Genomic DNA, 19,301 nt, shown 5'->3' on the forward strand with positions numbered 1-19,301 from the left:
GGGGAGCCACGGTCCGGGCCGTGACCCGAAAGGGGTCGACCATGGATGACGAGATCCAGTTGTTCAGAGACGGTGACGGTCTGGCGGTCATCGGAGACCCGGCGGCGGTCGAGCGCTTCCTCGTCTCGGAGGGACTGCCGGCGAAGGGCCCCGGGACGCGCCGGTTCGGGAAGACCCTCGGTGACGCCGCCGGGCTCGCGCAGACGGGTTCCGGCTTCGCCGCCGACTCGGGTCGCTGGGTGAAGCTGACCAAGGAGTCCGCGCAGCGCATCGACAAGATCGGGCTGCGGAAGAGCGCCACGACGGGGCTCGAAACGGGTGTGCTGAAGGGGCCGAAGGGCCAGATCGACGGCTTCGTCGAGTTCGCGAAGGGGGCGAGGTCCCTCAAGGGCAACCCGGCTCAACTCGCCAACGTCGCCACGGTCATGGCGCAACTGGCCATGCAGCAGGCCATGGACGAGATCGCCGACTACCTCGCCACGATCGACGAGAAGGTCGACGACGTGCTCCGCGCCCAGGAGGACCAGGCGCTGGCGCGGATGATCGGGGTGGACTTCGTGCTCAAGGACGCCCTCACCGTCCGGGAGCAGGTGGGCCGCGTCTCCGAGGTCACGTGGTCGAAGGTGCAGAACACCTCCACGACGATCGCCGACACCCAGGCGTACGCACTGCGCCGGCTCGACGCCCTCGCCGAGAAGACGGAGCAGAAGAGCAAGATCGGTGAACTGGCCAAGGCGTCCAAGGAGATCGAGGCCAAGGCGCGCGAGTGGCTCGCCGTACTCGCGCACTGCTTCCAGCTCCAGGACGCCTTCGCCGTACTCGAACTCGACCGGGTACGGGAAACGACCCCGCACGAGCTGGACGCGCACCGCCTCGGGCTCCGGGCCGCCCGGAAGAACCGGATGGACCTCATCTCGGAGAGCACCGAGCGCCTGGTGGCCAGGATGCACACGGCCGCCGGCACGGCCAACGCGAAGGTGCTGCTGCACCCGACCACGTCCCGCGAGGTGGTCCACGCGCGCAACCACGTCGAGGTCGCCGTCGTCGACTTCCACGGCCGGCTCGGGATCGAGCGCGACCAGGAGTCGCTGGAGGCGCGGCGCTGGAAGGAAGCGGCCGTGGAGGTGAGGGACAAGGCACTGGAGAAGGGCGCGGAGAACATCGACGCCGCCCGCCGCCTCGGCACCGAGACCCTCGGCCGGGCGAAGTCGGCGACGGGCAAGCTCTCCAGCGGCATCGCGGAGCGAGCGCGCCGACGGCGCGACGGAGACGGGGAAGAGGGGGAGGAAGAGAAAGCCTGACCGAGCGGCGACCGCAGGCCCACGGGCGCATCCCGTCAGCCTCATGCGAGCCGGTGGCTGCCGGAGTCCGGCGAAAAACAGCCCCCGCCGCACACCCGATCGCGATGATGAACCCCCGAACCCGCCCGGCCCACTCCTTCCGGCCGGGCCCGCACCCCAGGAGCCTCCTGCCATGATCCCGCCCAGGCCCACCGGCGACCCGGCCCTCCCCGCCCCGCCGGCCCCCGCACCCGCCAGACCCCGTCCGTCCCGCCGCGCCGCCGTCCTGGTGGCCGTCTGGACGGTCCTCGTCGCCGGCGTGTCCTCCGGCATCACCGCCGCCGTGGTCGGAGACGGCGGCGGCGACGTCGAGGACGCCGCCGCGCCGGCGGCCGGCCCGTCGATATGGCAGGACACCCGTACGTACCCCGCCGATCCTCCTCAGGAGCCGGAGACGGTCCCGAGCCCGACGCCGACCCCCAAGAGCTTCGCCGTGGGGGAGAAGGCGAAGAGCGGCGGTGCGACGGTCGTCGTCAAGAAGGTCGGTGTGGCCGCGACGGTGACGTTGGACGACTTCGACTCGGACAAGATCCTCAAGGCCGGTACGGGTGCGAAGTTCGCGATCGTGGAGACGACCGTCCAGAACGACGGCACCGACTCCTTCGACCCCGTGTGCGGCGGCGGCATCTCGCAGGGCCTCATCGACGCCGAGGGACGGAAGTTCGACCTCATCGAAGAGGCGTTCCTGGTCAAGGCCAACCACAAGGCCGACGCCTGCGGCGAGGAGGTACAGCCCGGGTTCAAGCGTGACGCCGTCTTCGTCTACAAGATCCCCGCCGACTCGAGCCCGGCCGAGTGGGCGTTCTCCGGCTCCCAAGGCATGACCGAAGGCGACCTGACCACCGTACGGCTCGCCCCCGGCTCCACGTCGAGCTGACGACCCGCCACCCACCCGGAGCCGCGCCATGACCCCGATCCCCGACGAGGGAGACACCCGCAAGGTCCAGACCGCCGTCATCGGCGGGGCCGAGTCCGAAGACCCCGTTTTCCTCCCCTACGACCACGACGATTACGACCTGTTCATCCGGGGTCGCTCCCGTGACGACTTCTACTGCGGGACGCTTCTCGGAGGCTGCGGGAAGAAGCTCACGGCCAAGCGTTACACCGACAAGAAGTGCCACTTCGCACACCGCCCGCCTGTCCGTTGCCGCCGTACCGCGAACGGCGAGTCCAGCGCGGACCACCTCTACATCGGCCAGGCCCTGACCCGGTGGCTCGCCCGGCAGAATCATCCGCGAGCCAAAGCCTCCTACCGGACGGTCGGTGACCGGCCGGGAGGCACGGTGGACTTCCGCCTCTCCGGCGGCCGGCAGCATCTGCGAGTTCAGATGGCCCGGATGGGCCTGAACCCGTGGCGGATGGAGGCGGACGAGTTGGCCCGGCACGCGGACTGCGTCGAGTGGCTCTTCGGGCCGGAGAGCATGGTGGCCTTCGACCGGGTGGACTCCCACGGGTACGCGATCCGGGTCGACTGCCGGACCAGCGGGGGCACGCGTGAAGTCCGCGTCGGAACCCAGCTTCCAGGCAACACCATCGAGTGGACCACGCTGTCGGAATGCTCGATGACTCCTCTCGGCATCGTCACGCCCAGCTTGGTGCGCACGCCCCAGGGCATCGTGCCGCGCGGATCGGTGACGGAGACCACTTCTCCCACCCGGGTCTCCTTCCCACTCGCCGACGACACGGTGGCCTTCACCGCGGCGGTCCCTGGTACAGGCCTGCGGTCGCAGAGTGATCCGCCGGGGCGGGTGTACGACGTGGATGCGCAACCCCTGGGGTCGGCCGTGGTCCGGGCTCGTCTCGTCCTTCCTCCCGGCGCGGCGACTCCCCAGCCGTCGCGGGTGTACCTCCTCCGCGACCGGGTGACCTTGTCCCCCCTCGGTCCCACCGGGGCGGAGACACCCGTGTGGCTGCTCACCGCTGCCGGGATCCGCCGTCTCGAAGCTCGGGAAGCCGCCGCCTGGAGCGAGCTCAAGCCGGCCCGCTCGGAGCCGGTGGCCCCTGCCCCCACCGGGAAGAGCCGGGGTTCCGGCCTCAGCGATCCCGAGATCGTCGCTTCCTTCCGGAAGTCACTCGAACGCGCCGCGCGCGTCTGTGCCCGGGTCGAATGGTCCGCGCTCGTCCGTGAGGCCGGGATGACAGGGCAGCTCACGCCTGAGCGGCAGACCGAGCTGCTCATCGCACTCGACTTCCCCCGCGCTGAGGACAAGGCGGTTCTGTCCTCGCTCGTCAAGAGCGACGGTGTGGGGCCCGTAGGAGTGTTCGCCGCTGTTCTCACCGGCCTGGGGTGGGCCCCGGGTCTCCTCGCCGAGCAGGTCCACCGTATCCATCAGCAGGAGACGCGACGCGCCTACGCGCTCTGGGACGAGACGAAGGTCCGGAAGAGGGCGGAGGTGAGGACGGAGGAGAAGGCCGAGGGAGACTCTTCCTCCGCGGCGGCACCGCCGAAGCAGACCGCCAGGACGTCTTCCGCCACGGGCAGGTTGCTGTCGCCCGTCGGTCTTCCGGAGCTTCAGCTCGTTCTCGCCCTGCGCGAGCACCTCAGGGCACGGGCGAAGAACGGCGCCGCCGACACCACCTGGGGCGAGCTCTCGGAGGCCACCGGCTTCGACTTCGGGGCCCTGACGAGTGAACGCCGTGCTCATCTCCTGTTCCGTGTGGACGACCCGCTCAAAGAGCACGACCTCATGTACGCGGCTCTCGTGGTGACCGGCAGGGGTACGCCGCTGCCGTACTTCCCGGCGCTTCTCCGGCGACACGGACGTCCGGTGCCCGGCCTCCAGAGCGAAGCGCATCGGGCCAGACGGCTGGAGACGGACCGCATTCGTGACGCGTACGCGGGCAACACGGACCAGCGGAAGGTCGCTTCGCCCGCGCCGGCCGGGACCTCACGGCCCGCGTCGGCTTCGAAGCCCGTTCCCGTCTCCAGGCCCGCCGCCGTCTCGAAGCCCGGCCCTCACCCGGACCCCACCTCGACAGAGCGCCCTCTCGGAGGCTCAGCGACCGCGGCCATCGGCAAGCTCATCGGACTGCGCTGGCGATTCGACGCGGCCCGAAAGTCAGGAGACCTCGCCGAGGCCAAGAAGATCCGGCAGCAGGCGGCCGAGTTGTACAGCACAAAGCTGTCGCCCGAGGCGCGGGAAGAGCACCGCGCCTCCCTTCAGGAGATGAGCGACTGGGTCCGCGAACGTGAGGACGAGAGCGCTCTGGCCGAACTCCGGTCGCCACTCGACGACCTCGTCCAGAACGGTGTGGTTGCCGAGGCCGACGCTCTTTCCGAGGGGCTGGCCCGGGCCGGGACGACCGCTCCCGCCCCCATCGCGGAAGACACGTCCCGGCCGAGCCGGGAGCAGCTGACCGAACTGGCCGCGGTCGTGCGTTCCGCGCTCCAGGAATCCGCCCGCAACCGGACGACCACGACCTGGTCGGCCATCCGGTACCGCCTCGGCGCGGGACTTCCCCATCTGCACCCGGATGATCAAGGGGAGGTGCTGGTCCTGGCCGACGCGGATACACCGGCCGACGAGCCGCTGCTCTCCGCCCTGATCACGACCAACGGCGGAGAGCTGCACCCCCTGTACCGGCACGTGGCTTTCTCGCTCGACCGGCGGCAGCCGCAGGCCCAGGACGAGATCCACGCGCAGTGGCAGCTCGACGTCTTGCGGCTCTACAGCCTCTGGAAGCATCGCTGAAGTCTGATGGACGGTGCCGGCCGCCGCGCGGGCAGACGAAAGCCAGGCTGTCGGCCGACCGCGCGGCGGGCGGTTTCCGCTACTTCTCCGAGGCGAACGACACGAACCGTCCCCAGCCCTCGCGGCCGACCGCGAGGGAGGGGCGGCTCACGTCCTTGGAGTCCCGGACGTGGACGGCCTGCCCGGCGACGGCGACCTCGACGCAGCTGTCGCCCTGGCTGCCGCTGTAGCTGGACTTGAACCAGGCGAGTTCCTTCGTGACGGTCATAGCTCTCCTCGCAGTCGCTCCAGCAGGCCCCGGGAATCCTTGGGGTTGAGGGCCTGCGAGCGCAGTGTGTCATAGCGCTGGTGGAGGAGGCTCACCTCTTTGGAGTCGTTGATCAGCCGCCCGTTTTGCTGCCCTTCGGAGTAGCCGAGGCGCCGCCCGTTCGGGGTTTCGAGAAGTTGCAACGGCCCGTCCAGACAAGCGTGCAACCCCGCCTCCAGCGGCACGACTTGCAGGGTCACGTTACGAGGGGCACTGGCCTCCAGGACATGGTCCAGCAGCTCCCGCATCTCCTCCGCACTGCCGAACCGGCGCCGGAAGACGTGTTCCTCCACGATGAAGCTGAACGGCACCGTCGGCCGCTCCCACAACATCCTCTGACGCTTCTGCCGGGCGGTGAGCTGGATCTCCAGCTTCCGGTCGGTCAGCAGCGGGATCGTGCCCTCGAACACCGCCCTCGCGTACGCCTCCGACTGCAACAGCCCCGGCACCAGCCGGCACTCGTACGTGTTCAGGCCCACCGCCGTCTTCTCCAGCCGGGCCCAGCGCCGGAACCACACCGCGAGTCCCGCCTCGGCCCGGGACAGGAACGGGGCGGCCCTCCGCAGCGCCCCGGTGTTCCCCAGGGCCTCGTCGCCCCGGTCGACGAACGCCTCGTCCGGCATCCGCCGCCCCAACTCCACGGACTCCACCGTGTGTTTGGAGAACCGGACCAGCTCCGCGAACTCGGCCCGGCTGAGCCCGGCGTGTTCGCGCAGGGCCTGGACGACGGCGTCGAACGTCCGCAGGCTGTCCGAAGGATCGGGTTCCCTCTCTCCGTCCTCGCCCCCCACCTCGTCCTCGGGTTCGGGCTCGGCCTCGACGATGCTCATACGCCGCCACCTCCACGTACATCCGCGGCAGCTCCCGCGGTCGGCCTACACAGCGTGACGGCGCGCGGCTCGTACTGTCCACCCTGAGTGCCCGTACGCTGACGAAGCGTACGGGGTGCCGCTCTCGCGGGCCGAGGGGCGGGGCCGTCACTGTGGCCCCATGAACCAGACCTCACCCCAACTGATCCCCGCCGTGCGTACGTTCAGGCAGCTGATCTCGTCGACCCGGAGCGGCGCACGCCTGGCCCGGCTCCTCACGCTGACGGAACTGCACTTCTGGGGCGTCCCACCGGACATCACGCAGCGTGCCGAACAGATCGTGGCCGAGCTCGCCGCGAACGCCGTGCTCCACGGAGGGCTGCGGGGTCGCGACTTCCGGCTGGGCCTGGCGCTGGACGCGACGGCCGGCGTCCTCCGTGTCGAGGTCACCGACGCGCGCGGGGACCGGCTGCCCACCGTGGCACCCACGGGCGAGGCCGACGGTGGCGGGGGCAGGGGACTGCGGCTGGTCGCCGCGCTCGCCGACTGCTGGGGAGTCGTCCCGTACCCGCCCGGCGGCAAGACCGTGTGGGCGGTTCTCGGCCCCGTCGGCACCTGACCGGAGTGCGGTCCGCGCGGCCCGGGAGGAAGCTGGAAGCGGGGGAGTGGCCGGAAGGAGCCGCAGCCATGGGAGGAAATCCGCGTCGCCCTCATGCGGCCGCACGTCTCGCGACCATCGGCGTGGCGGCGGCCACCGCCGCCGCCCTGCTGTCCGGATGGACCGCGCCCAGTCCCTCGGAGGACGACGTGCGCACCCTCAAGAAGGGGCAGACGCTGACCGTCGCGATCTCGCCCAATGACCTCTTCGACATCCCGGCGAGCTCGGCCGAAGTGACCCTCACGGATCTGAAGCAAGCGGACCGGCTCCCCCAGGGCGAACACCTGAGCCCCGAGGTCGCCGAGCGGGGCAAGACCTTCGTCTGTCTGGAGTTCAAGGTCAAGAACGCGAGCACGGAGGAATTCGACACCGCGCCCCTGACGAGGGCGCGCTGGACCGGCGAGGACGGCGAGACGACGAAGGTCGACCCGGAGACCGGCGGGAACTGCGCCGCGCTCGGTCTCGTCGAGGAGGACCTGCTGACAGAACCGGACCCACGGCCCGGAGAGTTCGTCCGCGGCGTGACCGTACTCGAGGTGCCCGACGACCAGGCGGGCGTCCTGGAGTTCTACGACACCCTGGAGCACCCCCTGTTCAAGGTGGAGACGTCCGCCTCCCGCTGACCCGCACGGGGAGGCCGACGCCCACGCCTCGGTCGGGTCCTTCCGCCTCCCGGGAGTCGGCCCTGCCTCGTTCACCTGACATATGCGGCATCCCCGTGGGACCGTTGTCGGACTCCGCCGGTATCGTCCCGACCACGGAGGCCGAGGAGTGAGCGTGAGCGAGCAGTACGGGCAGAGCCCCGAGCCCGTGGAGTACCCGGAATTCCTGCTGCGCCTTCCCGGGGGCGGGCCCCGGGCGCGAGGGCGGCTCCTGACGGAGAAGGGCACCAACGGCAGCCAGAAGTTCACCGTCCTCGCCGGCTCGCCCGCCCGGCCGGAGGTCGTACCCTCCTTCCCCGAGCGGATGCCTTCCTCGTACCGGTTCCGGGAACAGCTCCTCGCGGAAGGGGCGATCCGGGAGTCCACCACGTGGCCGGGGTGGTTCGAGACCGTACGCGACATCGAGTGCAACTCGCCGTCGGCCGGCGCCGAGATCCTCGTGGGCCGCAGTGCCAACGGCTGGACGGAGTGGAAGACCGCCGACGGGCACCCGCTGGGCGACTTCGTCGACCATGCCAGCTGGGGCCCCAACCGGGCCTGGCTCGTCCGCGGCTCCAACGTCACCGGCATCGACCTGGTGCAGCGCATGTGGCTGCCCGAGCAGCGCGTCTCGCTGCCCGCCGCCCGCCTGCGGCAGAACGTCATGCCGGGAGTGAACAAGGACCGGCTGCGCTCCCACGTCGAGGAGGACTACGAGTCGGCCGCCACGTACAACCAGAAGCTGCAGCTGGTCGAGGAACTCCACGCGTTCCTGTCGCGGATGAAGCCCGGGGACACCGTGTGCACGATCTCCCGTGGGCGGCTGTACGTCGGAGAGATCGCCGGAACCGTGGAACAGACCGCCTCGGACGGCGGTCGCTCCAACCTTCGGCGCCCCGTCGAGTGGCAGGCTCACGGCTACCCGTACGACGAACTCCCCGAGGAGCTCCAGCAGAAACTGTCGGCCCAACACGACGTCGTCGACCTCACCCTGGTCAAGCCCTTGCTGGACGGCCTCGGACGCTCAGACGCGGAACTGGCCACGGAGGCCGAGGTGGCGGACGGCGACACGAGCGCCGAGATCGAGGCCATCACCCAGCACCGGCGTGAACTCGAACTCCCGGAGCCGGACAAGGACCTGGCGGAGGAACTCCTCGTCCACGACGTGGCATGGCTGAGGGAGCTGCGTGACCTCCTCTGGGACGAACGGCAGCTCGTCCTCTACGGCCCTCCCGGAACCGGCAAGACCTTCCTCGCCCTGCGTCTCGCCGAGTTCCTCGGCGGCGGCCCCGAGCAGGTCAAACTCGTCCAGTTCCACCCCTCCTACGCCTACGAGGACTTCTTCGAGGGCTTCCGCCCGCGGGAGGACCCCGACACCCGGGAGGTCGCCTTCCGGCTCACGGCCGGCCCCCTGCGTGAACTCGCCGACCTCGCCTCCCGCGAGGGGAACCGGCACGTCCCCCACTTCCTGATCATCGACGAGATCAACCGCGCCAACCTGGCCAAGGTCTTCGGCGAGCTGTACTTCCTCCTGGAGTACCGCAACAAGTCGGTCCGCCTGACCTACTCCGGCGACGACTTCGCCCTGCCCCCGAACCTCTTCGTCATCGGCACCATGAACACCGCCGACCGGTCCATCGCGCTCGTCGACGCCGCCATGCGCCGCCGCTTCGCCTTCGTGGAACTGTCCCCCCGGACGGAACCCACCAGCGGTCTCCTCCGCCGCTGGCTGACGGAGCAGGGGCTCGACCCCGAACCGGCCGACCTCCTCGACGCCCTCAACGCCCGCATCGACGACGCCGACTTCAGGATCGGCCCCTCCTACCTCATGAAGAAGGGCGTCTACCGGGAAGGAGGACTGGAACGCACCTGGCGGACCAAGATCCTTCCCCTCCTCGAAGAACACCACTACGGCGAGGGCGTCGACGTGCAGGCCCGCTACGGGCTCGACAGCCTGCGCACCGCAGGCCCGGAGTCCGCGGTGTGACCGGCATCCACCTCGTCGAGCACGCCCCCGCCGTCCGGCTCCCCCTGCCGGCGGCCGTCGGGCAGGCCCTCACCGCCTCCCGGATCGTCGAAGCCGCACCCGACCCCGTCCTCCCCGGCCACTGGAGGCTGAGGGCGGGCAGCAAGGTCGGCGCGGTCACCTTCCGCCTGCCCGGAACCCAGGCCTTCACCCTGCGGATCACCCCCAAAGTGCCCGTCGCCCGGCTCTTCTTCCTCATGGGCTACGCACTCTCCCCCTCCGCCGCCCCGACCGGCCACGACGTCGACACCGCCGAGCACACCGAAGTCCTGCCGGCCTTCGCCCACGCCTACGAACGCCAACTGTCCAGGGCGCTCGGACAGGGACTGGTCCAGGGGTACCGGACCACCGAGGAGAGCGCCCTCGTCGTCCGCGGCCGCGTCCGCGAGGCAGACCAGATACGGCGCCGCTTCGGACAGCCCCTCCCGGTCGAGATCACCTACGACGCGTACACGACCGACATCCCCGAGAACCGCATCCTGCGCGCCGCGACCGAGCGACTGCTGCGCATGCCGGACGTGCCCCACGACGTGCGGCGCCGGCTCGCACACCACCGCGCGCGGTTCTCCGACGTCGCGCCGCTCGTGCGCGGTCAGGCGCTTCCCGCCTGGCGGCCGACCCGGCTCAACGCCCGCTGCCACCGCGCACTGCGCCTGGCCGAGGCCCTGCTGCGGGGCGCGTCCTCCGAGCACGGCGAAGGAGCCCTCCGCGTGGAGGGCTTCCTCTTCGACATGAACAAACTCTTCGAGGACTTCCTCTGCACCGCGCTCAGGGAAGCCCTGGCGGCATACGGAGGGCGGACCGAACTCCAGGCCAAGGACATCCACCTCGACCACGACGGCACCGTTCGGATGCGTCCCGACCTCGTCTGGTACGCGGACCAGGGGCCGGCGCGCGCGGTCGTCGACGCCAAGTACAAGGCCCAGAAGCCGGAAGGCTTCCCGGAGGCTGACCTGTACCAGATGCTCGCCTACTGCACGGCCCTCGGCCTGCCCGAGGGACACCTCGTCTACGCCAAGGGCACCGAACCCCACACCGTCCACCGGGTCCGGAACACGGGCATCACCCTCCACCAGCACGCCCTGGACCTGGACCAGCCACCGAACGCCCTGCTCCGGGACATCGGCGACCTCGCCGAACAGCTCGCCATCAGTGCCCTCGTATGATCGACAAGCCGTTTCCCTCGCCCCGTGAGGAGCCCCGCCGTGCCCCAGCTCGCCTTCGCCAACTCCTTCTGGGAGAGCTACGACGTCCTGGAGAAGCAGGTCAAGGCCGGCGTACGCAAGGCGATGGCGAAGTTCCAGCTGCTCACGGTCGCGGAACTGCGCGCGGACAAGGGCCTGCACCTCGAATCCGTCGACAAGGCCAGGGATCCGCGGATGCGCACCATCCGCATCAACGACTTCTGGCGCGGCGTCGTCCTCGCACCCGACGACGGCAGTGACACCTTCCTCCTGCTGAACGTGGTGCCCCACGACGACGCCTACACCTGGGCCGCGAAGCGCCTCTACACGGTCAACACCGCCACGCGCGCCCTCGAAGTGCGCAACGTCGCCGCCATCGAGCAGCTGACGCCGGCTCTGGAGAAGGCCGCCCGCACCGCTCCGGACCTGCTCTTCGCCGCGTACTCCGACACCTCGGCATCGACGACCAAGTGCTCCGTGCCGTCCGGACCATCATCGACCGGCCCCAGCTCGACGCCTTCGGCACCCTGCTGCCCGAGGACCAGTTCGAGGTGCTCACCTTCCTCGCCGAGGGCTTCTCCCCGGAGGAGGTGTACCGGGACGTGGTCGCCGGGCGCAGGCCGGCCCGTGCCACCCCCGAACCCACCGAGGACCTCGCCACCGCCATCGCCAACACCAGCAGCCGCATCCGGCTCGTCACCGAACCCGACGAGCTCGCCGACATCCTCGCGAAGCCGTTCGCCGCCTGGCGCGTCTTCCTGCACCCCTCCCAGCGGCGCCTCGCCTACCGCTTCTCGTACAACGGTCCCGTACAGGTCTCCGGCGGGCCGGGAACCGGCAAGACGGTCGTCGCCCTGCACCGGGTCAAGCACCTGCTGTCCCGCTCGCCGGACAGCCGGGTGCTCCTCACCACGTACACGAACGCGCTCGCCGCCTCGCTCCGCGAGAACCTGGCGCTGCTCCTCGACGACGCCGACCTGCTCTCCCGCGTGGACGTCACCACCGTCAACGCCTACGCGTACCGGATGGTGCGGGAGCTGGCAGGCCGGGTCCCCAGCCCCGTCGGCGACCAGGAGGAACGGCGGATCTGGCAGCAGGTGGCGAAGCAGCTCGGCCTTCCCTGGACCGAACAGTTCCTGGCACAGGAGTACCGCCACGTGGTCCTCGCCCAGGGGCTGCGCACCGTCGAGGACTACCTCAACGCCACCCGCAAGGGGCGGGGGACGGCCCTCGGGCCCCTGAAGCGCGCGCAGTTGTGGAGGGCGGTCGACGCCTTCGAGACCGCGCTCCATACGAAGGGGATCTCCACGCACCTCCGGATCTGTGACGACGCCGCCCGCAGGATGGCGGAAGCGGACCGCGCGGCGTACGGCTACACGCACGTGGTGGTCGACGAGGCGCAGGACCTCCATCCGGCGCAGTGGCGGGTCCTGAGGGCGGCCGTCGCCCCTGGACCGGACGACCTGTTCATCACCGGCGACCCGCACCAGCGGATCTACGACGCCCACGTCTCCCTGGCGGCCCTCGGCATTCAGGTGACCGGCCGGTCCAGCCGACTGCGGATCAACTACCGCAGCACCGAGGAGATTCTGACGTGGTCCACCGGTGTCCTCGCCGACGAGCCGGTCGGCGATCTCGGGGGAGAGGGCGCTGACAGCCTCACCGGATACCGGTCCCTGCTGCACGGAAGGCGCCCGCACGTCGAGGGCCATTCCTCGGAGCAGGCCGAGGTCACCGCACTCGTCGAGCGTGTCAGGGGCTGGCTGGGGCAGGGAATCCGCCCCTCCGAGATCGCGGTCTGCACACGGTTCAACCTGCTCCTCGACAAGGTCGGCACCCGCCTCGAAGCCGCGGGTGTGCCCACCGTGAAGGTGAAGGACAACCCGGCGGCGTCCACCGAAGGAGTGCGTCTGGCGACCATGCACGCCATGAAGGGGCTGGAGTTCCGTTGCGTGGCGGTCGTGGGCGTCACCGAAAGCGCGGTGCCGTTCGCCCGGGAGGTCACTCCCGTGGAGGTGGACCGCCTTCAGCACGATTCGGACATGTTGCGTGAGCGGTGCGTGCTCTTCGTGGCCTGCACGCGCGCACGCGAAGCCCTGCACGTCTCCTGGAGCGGTGTCCCGAGCCCGTTCCTGCCGACGCCTTGACGGGCAGGGGCCGCGATCAGCTTCCGTCGTCGTCCGACGGTGGAAGCAGCGCACCGTTGGTGAGGCCGTCGCGTGCCAGCGCGGCGGCGCGACGGCTGAGCTCCGTGAGCTCGCGGACGCTCTGCTCGAAGGCGGCGAGGTCTCGGAAAGCGGCTCCGTAGCGACGTTGTTCGTCGATCCCCATCTGAGGGATGCGAGCACCACGGGTGTCCACGCGGAACGTTCCGCTCGCGCTCGTCGAGCGGCGGTTGTTGGCCGCGCTCCGCAGGAAGCCGTTCAGATAGTCGCTGTCGAGCTGCTTGCTCGTCGACAGCGCCTCGTCGTCGGAGATCTCGATCAGACCGGCACGAGCGAGCTCCGAGAGACTGACAGAGGCCCCTTCGTTGAGGCTGCCCGAACCCGCGCCGAGTGGCGGCAGCAGGCCGTGGAGCAGGGCCATCCGTTGGCCGATCGCCCTTCTGACGGCAGCGTACTCGGTCACGTAGTCGGTGAGTTTCGCCGCGATGTGCGCTGCAGGCGTCAGGTCGACTGTGTCGTCGAGCAGTTCGATGCGGGGGACTTCGGTGCTCTGACCCGATCCGGTTTCGAACGACGCGCTCGCGTCGAGAGCGCTGAGGTCGGTCATCCGTACGGTCTCGACGGCGGGATGCTCCTCCGAGGGGCGGCGGAGAACCCATAGATGGACCGAGAGGGAGTGCGAGGCGGCCATGCCCGGCGGAAGGGCGACCACGTGGGTGAGCAGCCCGCGACGCACGATCTCGGCCCGGATGCGGCGTCCCGCCTTGCGGTAGGCGACCGACGTCGGCATCACCATGACGACCTGTCCGCCGGGGGCGGTGTGGGCGTAGCAGTGCTGGAGCCAGGCCAGCTCGCTCTCGGCGCGGGACGGGACGCCGAACTCCCAGCGGGCGTCCAGGAGAAGGTCCTCCCGCCCCCATTCGGCGACCCCGACCGGTGGTTCGCAGACCACGAGGCCTGCCCTGAGGTCCGGGTACGCGTCGTTCCGCAGGGAGTCGCCCGCTTGGAGGGCGACGTCGGTCAGCCCGGTCAGCCGGGCCCGCAGCTCGGCGAAGCGCACGTTCCCGGGAACGATGTCCTGCCCGAACAGTTCCGTGCCCCCGTCCGCGAAGGCGAAGAGGAGAGAACCGATTCCGCACGTGGGGTCCAGAACGGCTCCGGCCGGCGGTCCCGCGATGTACTTGATCGCCTGGATGAGACGTGCCGACGTGACGCCGTCGGAACCCGCACGTCCCGACGAGTCGACGAGCCGGGAGGTGAGATCGGTGAGGAGCGTACCGGCGGGGACGTCGGCGACGAGCTCGGCGACGAGTGTCCGGAGGGGCGTTCTGCCGTCGCCACCGATCGAGTCCGGGCTGTCCTCCGCCAGGACCTCGGCGACTGCCGTCAGCCCACCGAGCATGTCGTCGCCGAATTCCGCGCGCAACTGCTCCCACAGCCGGACCTCGGCGGATGCCTCGCGTCCCTTGCGCTGGCTCTCGAGCCAGCGTCGGACGTCCGAGAGGGCGAAGAGGGGGCTGCTTGTCCCGCCCGTCACCGGGGCCGGAAAGTCCTCGTGCCGTCGGCGCCAGTTGGAGACGGCCGCGCGCGTGACCCCAGCCAGCCGGGCGATCTCGGCTGCGGTGACGACAGCGTCGGTGCCTTCCGGGCGTGCGGTCTCATCCTTCATGTTTCCCAAGGTACACGCCACGGCAGAGAAAGAGCTTCGGGTCATGTGTTGGCGATGTAAACGAGTAGCGGCTGGGTGCGGCTCAGGCCGCCGGGGGCCAGGCGTTCCGCCGTGCGAGGTCCAGGATCAGGGCGGCGATGTTCCAGGCGTCGTCCTCGCCGCGGTGGTGGCGGCCTTCCAGAGGGAGTCCGACGTGCGCGAGCGCCTGGGCCATGCCCGGGCGGCGGCGGAGGCCGTGAGCCTGGGTGAAGGCGGCCTTGGCGTTGGTGTGGTGGCGGCCGAAGGGATACGGGGTGCCCGTCGCCTCGCACTGGCGGGCGAACTGCTTGCGGTCGTAGTCGCCCCAGCTCGCCCACGGGCGCCTGCCGGCGGCGTGGTCGCGGGCGAGGGTCCGGCAGGCGGTCGCGAAGTCGACGCCGCTGTCGACCTCGGCCTGGGTGAGACCGGTCAGTTCGGTGCAGAACGGGCTCACGCGCGAGCGGGTCGGGCGGACCAGGAGCCGGTGACGGCTGATCCGTTCCCCCACGGTCACGTCCACCACGGTCAGCCCGATCTCGATGATCTCGCTCACCGCCCCGGGCGGCGTGGCCGTGTCCCAGCAGGTGGCTTCGACGTCGACGACGTTGATCAGGTGGTGGGGTTCCATGCGCGGAGCGTAGGAGGCCGGGCGGGGCGACGGCACCCGGATTTTCGTCCGTCCTGTTCAGCCCTCCTGCGGGGGCAGCACGGCGCGGAGGGCCGTCACCGCGTGGGCGCGGTGGTCGTCGAGCCAGCGGAGGGCGTTGGCCTTGTCGTCGTGGAGGATGCTGCTGAGGACGGCCCGGTGTTCGTGGACGGCCTGGGAGCGGTGGGCGGGGTCGGTGTAGTAGAGGGAGCGGTAGGCGTCCGTGGAGTCCCACAGGGTGGTGATCATGCGGACCAGGCGGGGCATCCCGCAGGCCTCGATGAGGGCGAAGTGGAAGCGGCGGTTGGCCTCGGCCATCGCCGTCACGTCCCCGGCCTTCGACGCGCGCTCGACCTCGCGCTGGATGCCGGCGAGAGTTTCGTGGAAGCCGTCCGGGCGGAGGGTCAGGGCACGGCTGACGGCCTCCGTCTCCAGGAGGGCGCGGATCCGGTAGATCTCCTCCAGGTCCGCGAGGGACAGTTGGGCGACGAAGTAGCCGCGGTGGACGTGGTGGACGACCAGGCCCTCGGCCTCCAGTGCCTTGAGGGCCTCCCGGAGCGGGACGCGGCTGACCTGCAGCCGGGCGGCGAGGGCGTCCTGTCGTATCGGCGCGCCGGGGCGGAGCTCACCGCTGGTGATGGCGCCCCGCAGCTCCTCCAGGACGAACTGCTGGGCCGTCTGGGGCCGTCGCCTCTCCACCGCTCCGCTCATCGATCCGACCTTTCCCTGCCGTCGCTCGTGTGACCGTCGTCATCTTCCTACGGATCACCGACCCGCGTTCGAGTTGTCCACAGGCGTGATCCCGGCCAGGATCTCGTCGGTGTGTTCGCCGAGCCGCGGCGGTGCGGACCGGTACGAGGGCGGGGTCGCGCCGAACCGGACCGGGTGCGCGACCTGCCCGGGGCCGGCGGCCTCCTCGGGGACGCGGGTGCCGAGGCCCAGCCGGTCGGCGAGGGCGAAGGCGCCGGCCAGGTCGTTGATCGGGCCACAGGGCACGCCGGCGGCGGTCAGCTCCTCGAACCAGGCGTCCGCCGTGCGCGTGGCGAGCGCCGCGGAGAGCTCCGCCGACAGCGCCTCGCGGTGGGCGACGCGGGCCGTGTTCGTCGCGAAGCGGTCGTCCACGGCCAGTTCCGGGCGGCCGAGCCGCTCGCAGAGGGCCCGGAACTGGCGGTCGTTGCCCACCGCCAGGACCAGCGGGCGGTCCCGCGCCCCGAAGACCTCGTACGGGGTGATGCTCGGGTGCCGGTTGCCCATCGCGCGCGGCACGACACCGGCGCCGAGGTGCGCGGCGGCCTGGTTGGTGAGGGCGGAGAGCAGCGAACCGAGCAGCGACACCTCCACGCGCTGGCCCTCGCCGGTCCGCTCCCGGTGCCGCAGCGCCGCGAGGATCCCGAAGCCGGCGTGCAGCCCGGTGATGACGTCGACGAGCGCGACCCCCGCCTTCGTCCCCTGCCCGCCCGGCTCGCCGGTGACGCTCATCAGCCCGCCCACGGCCTGCACCAGCAGGTCGTAGCCGGGCAGCGCGGCGCCGCCGTCGGTCCCGAAGCCGGTCACCGAGCAGTACACGAGGCCCGGGTTGCTCCGGCGCACCTCCTCGAAGCCCAGGCCCAGCTTCTCCATCGTGCCCGGCCGGAAGTTCTCCACCAGCACGTCGGCCCGGTCGACGATCGCCCGGGCCGCCGCCCGGTCCTCCGGGTCGGCGAGGTCGAGGGCGACGGACCGCTTGTTGCGGTTGACCCCCAGGAAATACGTCGCCTGCCCGTCCGCGAACGGCGGGCCCCAGGCCCGCGTGTCGTCCCCGCTCCCCGGCCGCTCGATCTTGATCACGTCGGCGCCGAGGTCCGCGAGGAGCATCGTCATGTACGGGCCCGCGAGCACCCGTCCGAAGTCGGCGACGACGATGCCCGACAGGGCGCCGGGCGGGGTTTCGGCCTCCGGTGCGGGCTCGCCTCCGGCGGGCTGGTCCGTGTGCATTCCGCGCTCCCTCCGGGCTCCATCGGATCCAGTGGCTCGGATCCGGTGCGGGGATCCGATGTCCCGGATCCTGGATCCGGGACATCGGAGATTGGATCCGAGACGTTGGGTCCTGGGTCCTGGGTCCTGGGTCCTGGATCCGGGATGCTGGAGATTGGATCCAATCGGGACCGTAGGGCTCGGAGATGGGATTTTCAATACTGGATCCAAAATCCAATCTGCGGCTACGCTCGGCTCGCCACGCCGAGCACGACCCTCGTCACAGCCGCCAGGAGGCCGCCCGTGAAGTCCTCGCCGTCCACCGCCACCCACCCCCTCGCCCTCCTCGCCGTCGACGGCCTGCTCAGCGCGGAGGAGCGCGAGATCCGCGCCACCGTCCGTGCCGCCGCCGACCGCGAGCTGCGCCCGCACATCGCCGGCTGGTTCGAGAAGGGCGAGATCCCGGCGCGTGAACTGGCGCGCACGCTCGGCGGGTTGGGGGTGCTCGGCATGCACCTGGACGGTTACGGCTGCGCGGGCACGAACTCCGTCGCGTACGGCCTCGCCTGCATGGAGCTGGAGGCCGTCGACTCCGGGCTGCGCTCGCTCGTCTCCGTCCAGGGCTCGCTCGCGATGTACGCGATCTGGAAGTACGGCTCCGAGGAGCAGAAGCAGCGGTGGCTGCCGAAGATGGCGGCGGGCGAGTACATCGGCTGCTTCGGTCTCACCGAGCCCGACGCCGGTTCCGACCCGGGCGCCATGCGGACCAACGCCAAGCGGGACGGTTCCGACTGGATCCTCAACGGCACCAAGATGTGGATCACCAACGGCTCCGTCGCCGACGTCGCCGTCGTCTGGGCCCGCACCGAGGAAGGCGTCCGCGGCTTCCTCGTCCCCGCCGGCACGCCCGGTTTCAGCGCCCCCGAGATCAAGATGAAGCTGTCGCTGCGGGCGAGCGTCACCGCCGAGCTCGTCCTGGAGGACGTCCGGCTCCCCGCCGACGCGATGCTGCCCGACGCCCGGGGTCTCTCCGGCCCTCTCGGCTGCCTCAACGAGGCCCGCTTCGGCATCGTCTTCGGCGCCCTGGGCGCCGCCCGCGACTGCCTGGAGACCGCGATCTCCTACGCGCGGGACCGGACCGTCTTCGCCCGCTCCCTCGCCTCCTACCAGCTCACCCAGCAGAAGCTCGCGGACATGGCCGTCGAACTCGGCAAGGGCATGCTGCTCGCCCTGCACCTCGGCCGGCTCAAGGACGCCGGCGAGCTGACCCCCGAGCAGATCAGCGTGGGCAAGCTCAACAACGTGCGCGAGGCCATCGCCATCGCCCGCGAGTGCCGGACCATCCTCGGCGCCAACGGCATCACCCTCGAATACCCGGTGCTGCGCCACGCCAACAACCTGGAGTCCGTCCTCACCTACGAGGGCACCAGCGAGGTCCACTCCCTCGTCATCGGCAAGGCGCTCACCGGCGAGCAGGCCTTCCGCTGAACCCCGTGAGGGTGTGAGAGGGGCGGCCCGGCCGGGCCGCCCCCGGGGTTCAGCCCGCGGTCACACGCGCGAGGAACCCGTCCAGGTTCTCCATGGCACGGGCCACCCGCTCCGGCACCGACAGGGTCTCCTCGTGGCGCAGTCCGCGCAGCTTGGGAACGCGCTTGCCGCGCAGGTAGAGGGAGCACGCCAGATCGGCGCAGATGTAGACGCCGACCGTGTTCCCCTCCCGGCCGCGCGTGCCGGCCAGCGGGGCCGCCAGCAGCGTCACGCCCGAAGAGGCGTGCCCGGTCAGGCAGATCTGGCACAGGCTCGTCTTCACCGCGCTCGTCCGGCCCGTCGCCGGCACCCGCAGGGTCACCCCGAGCGGCCCGTCCTCCCGGCGCACCACCAGGTGGGCCCGGAGCGGCGCGCCCGGATCCACCCATCCCAGGAAGTCCAGGTGTTCCCAGGGGGTCTCGGCGAAGTCCAGCGGCAGCTTCAGCCGCGCGGCGTCACCCTTCGTCGCGTTCACGAACGACGAACGGATCTCTTTCTCAGTCAACGGTTCCACTCGTTGGACCGTACACGGATACCCGTCGGCCTGGCATCTGGATATAGGACCCAGGATGATCTTGGGTATCGGATCCAGGACTCTGGATATCGGATCCAGGCCTGCGGATGTCGGATCCAGGCCCGCGGATATCGGAGCCAGAACATCGGATT

Annotated in this window: 15 protein-coding genes and 1 pseudogene; 9 read left to right on the forward strand and 7 right to left on the reverse strand. The window is 70.6% G+C overall.

Annotation, left to right across the window (positions count from 1 at the left end):
• Positions 1 to 41 precede the first annotated feature (41 nt).
• From IE245_RS09050 to IE245_RS09060, 3 genes are all read left to right on the forward strand, one after another.
• Positions 42 to 1,301, forward strand: coding sequence for a hypothetical protein (locus IE245_RS09050; protein ID WP_189946252.1), 1,260 nt, complete (start codon positions 42 to 44; stop codon positions 1,299 to 1,301).
• A 172-nt stretch (positions 1,302 to 1,473) separates the two neighbouring features.
• On the forward strand, positions 1,474 to 2,217 hold the full coding sequence (locus tag IE245_RS09055; protein WP_189946253.1) for a DUF4352 domain-containing protein: 744 nt from the start codon (positions 1,474 to 1,476) through the stop codon (positions 2,215 to 2,217).
• A gap of 28 nt (positions 2,218 to 2,245) precedes the next feature.
• On the forward strand, positions 2,246 to 5,032 hold the full coding sequence (locus tag IE245_RS09060) for a competence protein CoiA family protein (RefSeq protein WP_189946254.1): 2,787 nt from the start codon (positions 2,246 to 2,248) through the stop codon (positions 5,030 to 5,032).
• A 79-nt stretch (positions 5,033 to 5,111) separates the two neighbouring features.
• On the opposite strand, the gene IE245_RS09065 is transcribed toward IE245_RS09060, so the two are convergent.
• Complete coding sequence (locus IE245_RS09065; RefSeq protein ID WP_189946255.1) at positions 5,112 to 5,300, reverse strand: DUF397 domain-containing protein; 189 nt, start codon at positions 5,298 to 5,300, stop codon at positions 5,112 to 5,114.
• A complete protein-coding gene (locus IE245_RS09070) occupies positions 5,297 to 6,169 on the reverse strand; it encodes a helix-turn-helix domain-containing protein (protein ID WP_189946256.1) in 873 nt (290 codons plus the stop codon). The genes IE245_RS09065 and IE245_RS09070 overlap by 4 nt, the downstream gene beginning before the upstream one ends.
• A 160-nt stretch (positions 6,170 to 6,329) precedes the next feature.
• Between IE245_RS09070 and IE245_RS09075 the strand changes: the two genes are divergently transcribed.
• The 5 genes and pseudogenes from IE245_RS09075 to IE245_RS09095 all read left to right on the forward strand — a co-directional run bounded on the left by IE245_RS09075 (position 6,330) and on the right by IE245_RS09095 (position 12,804).
• Positions 6,330 to 6,767 carry an ATP-binding protein gene (locus IE245_RS09075; RefSeq protein WP_189946257.1) on the forward strand — a complete coding sequence of 146 codons (438 nt, stop codon included), beginning with the start codon at positions 6,330 to 6,332 and terminating at the stop codon, positions 6,765 to 6,767.
• A gap of 68 nt (positions 6,768 to 6,835) precedes the next feature.
• Positions 6,836 to 7,429 carry a DUF4352 domain-containing protein gene (locus IE245_RS09080; RefSeq protein ID WP_229851160.1) on the forward strand — a complete coding sequence of 198 codons (594 nt, stop codon included), beginning with the start codon at positions 6,836 to 6,838 and terminating at the stop codon, positions 7,427 to 7,429.
• Between the two features lie 148 nt (positions 7,430 to 7,577).
• A complete protein-coding gene (locus IE245_RS09085; RefSeq protein WP_373305296.1) occupies positions 7,578 to 9,434 on the forward strand; it encodes a DUF4357 domain-containing protein in 1,857 nt (618 codons plus the stop codon).
• Positions 9,431 to 10,639 (forward strand): McrC family protein, encoded by a 1,209-nt coding sequence (locus IE245_RS09090; protein WP_189946259.1) that lies wholly within the window; start codon positions 9,431 to 9,433, stop codon positions 10,637 to 10,639. Before IE245_RS09085 ends, IE245_RS09090 begins: the two co-directional genes overlap by 4 nt.
• A gap of 39 nt (positions 10,640 to 10,678) precedes the next feature.
• Positions 10,679 to 12,804: pseudogene (locus IE245_RS09095) on the forward strand (UvrD-helicase domain-containing protein).
• 16 nt (positions 12,805 to 12,820) lie between these two features.
• Here IE245_RS09095 and IE245_RS09100 read toward each other — a convergent pair.
• From IE245_RS09100 to IE245_RS09115, 4 genes are all read right to left on the reverse strand, one after another.
• Positions 12,821 to 14,491, reverse strand: coding sequence for an N-6 DNA methylase (locus IE245_RS09100; RefSeq protein WP_189946260.1), 1,671 nt, complete (start codon positions 14,489 to 14,491; stop codon positions 12,821 to 12,823).
• 82 nt (positions 14,492 to 14,573) lie between these two features.
• Positions 14,574 to 15,137, reverse strand: coding sequence for a 3'-5' exonuclease (locus IE245_RS09105; protein WP_189946261.1), 564 nt, complete (start codon positions 15,135 to 15,137; stop codon positions 14,574 to 14,576).
• A 57-nt stretch (positions 15,138 to 15,194) separates the two neighbouring features.
• The gene (locus tag IE245_RS09110; protein ID WP_189946262.1) at positions 15,195 to 15,866 is read right to left on the reverse strand and encodes a GntR family transcriptional regulator; all 672 of its coding nucleotides are present in this window, start codon (positions 15,864 to 15,866) and stop codon (positions 15,195 to 15,197) included.
• A 54-nt stretch (positions 15,867 to 15,920) separates the two neighbouring features.
• Complete coding sequence (locus IE245_RS09115) at positions 15,921 to 17,129, reverse strand: CaiB/BaiF CoA transferase family protein (RefSeq protein WP_189946263.1); 1,209 nt, start codon at positions 17,127 to 17,129, stop codon at positions 15,921 to 15,923.
• Between the two features lie 282 nt (positions 17,130 to 17,411).
• Between IE245_RS09115 and IE245_RS09120 the strand changes: the two genes are divergently transcribed.
• On the forward strand, positions 17,412 to 18,596 hold the full coding sequence (locus tag IE245_RS09120; RefSeq protein ID WP_189946264.1) for an acyl-CoA dehydrogenase family protein: 1,185 nt from the start codon (positions 17,412 to 17,414) through the stop codon (positions 18,594 to 18,596).
• A 49-nt stretch (positions 18,597 to 18,645) separates the two neighbouring features.
• Here IE245_RS09120 and IE245_RS09125 read toward each other — a convergent pair whose 3' ends face one another.
• Positions 18,646 to 19,149, reverse strand: coding sequence for an FBP domain-containing protein (locus IE245_RS09125; RefSeq protein ID WP_189946265.1), 504 nt, complete (start codon positions 19,147 to 19,149; stop codon positions 18,646 to 18,648).
• Positions 19,150 to 19,301: the final 152 nt, after the last annotated feature.

Origin of the sequence: Streptomyces roseolus, from assembly GCF_014649855.1 — a bacterium.
Classification (GTDB): Bacteria; Actinomycetota; Actinomycetes; order Streptomycetales; family Streptomycetaceae; genus Streptomyces; species Streptomyces roseolus.

Bases quoted from the DNA above. Each gene is read 5' to 3' on its own strand.
- IE245_RS09050 (WP_189946252.1), top strand. From the start codon at position 42: ATGGATGACGAGATCCAGTTGTTCAGAGACGGTGACGGTCTGGCGGTC.
- IE245_RS09080 (WP_229851160.1), top strand. From the start codon at position 6,836: ATGGGAGGAAATCCGCGTCGCCCTCATGCGGCCGCACGTCTCGCGACC.
- IE245_RS09105 (WP_189946261.1), bottom strand. From the start codon at position 15,137: ATGGAACCCCACCACCTGATCAACGTCGTCGACGTCGAAGCCACCTGC.
- IE245_RS09110 (WP_189946262.1), bottom strand. From the start codon at position 15,866: ATGAGCGGAGCGGTGGAGAGGCGACGGCCCCAGACGGCCCAGCAGTTC.
- IE245_RS09115 (WP_189946263.1), bottom strand. From the start codon at position 17,129: ATGCACACGGACCAGCCCGCCGGAGGCGAGCCCGCACCGGAGGCCGAA.
- IE245_RS09075 (WP_189946257.1), top strand. From the start codon at position 6,330: ATGAACCAGACCTCACCCCAACTGATCCCCGCCGTGCGTACGTTCAGG.
- IE245_RS09100 (WP_189946260.1), bottom strand. From the start codon at position 14,491: ATGAAGGATGAGACCGCACGCCCGGAAGGCACCGACGCTGTCGTCACC.
- IE245_RS09055 (WP_189946253.1), top strand. From the start codon at position 1,474: ATGATCCCGCCCAGGCCCACCGGCGACCCGGCCCTCCCCGCCCCGCCG.
- IE245_RS09065 (WP_189946255.1), bottom strand. From the start codon at position 5,300: ATGACCGTCACGAAGGAACTCGCCTGGTTCAAGTCCAGCTACAGCGGC.
- IE245_RS09070 (WP_189946256.1), bottom strand. From the start codon at position 6,169: ATGAGCATCGTCGAGGCCGAGCCCGAACCCGAGGACGAGGTGGGGGGC.
- IE245_RS09060 (WP_189946254.1), top strand. From the start codon at position 2,246: ATGACCCCGATCCCCGACGAGGGAGACACCCGCAAGGTCCAGACCGCC.